The organism is Pseudomonas tremae (assembly GCF_001401155.1).
GTDB lineage: Bacteria > Pseudomonadota > Gammaproteobacteria > Pseudomonadales > Pseudomonadaceae > Aquipseudomonas > Aquipseudomonas tremae.
Genome location: NZ_LJRO01000417.1, coordinates 1 through 473, shown reverse-complemented (window position 1 = coordinate 473; position 473 = coordinate 1). Strand labels below are relative to the sequence as shown.

General features: G+C 60.9%; 1 pseudogene. It reads left to right on the top strand.

The features are described from left to right. Positions 1 to 350: pseudogene (locus ALO43_RS22820) on the top strand (acetyl-CoA C-acyltransferase); the annotation flags it as partial. Positions 351 to 473: the final 123 nt, after the last annotated feature.

The following is a 473-nucleotide window of genomic DNA, read 5'->3' as shown; positions in this document are numbered from 1 at the left end:
GCTCCGGAGTTCATGGGCATTGGCCCGACGCCTGCCATCCAGCTGTTATTGCAGCGCAGCGCAGCGGGCTGGCGCTGAGCGACATTGGCCGGCTGGAAATAAACGAAGCGCAGGCGGCCCAGATGCTGGCGGTGACACAAACGCTGGAACTGGACAACGAACGACTCAACTGTCTGGGCGGTTCACTGGGCCTGGGCCACCCGCTGGCTGCCACCGGATTGCGTCTGGTCATGACTCTGGCGCGGCAATTGCGCGAAAAAAACCTGCGCTACGGGATTGCCGCCGCCTGCGTAGGCGGCGGGCAGGGTATGGCGCTGCTGATCGAGAATCCGGCATTCATTGCCCGCTGAGCCTGCCCCCCTTATCCATGACTCGAAAGCGACACTCAGCCATTTAAAGCGCTGCACTTGACGCAGGTCATCCTTTAGCGCTTGACCGAATTGAAGTGAACAGTGACTCTCGCGTCTCTCAAC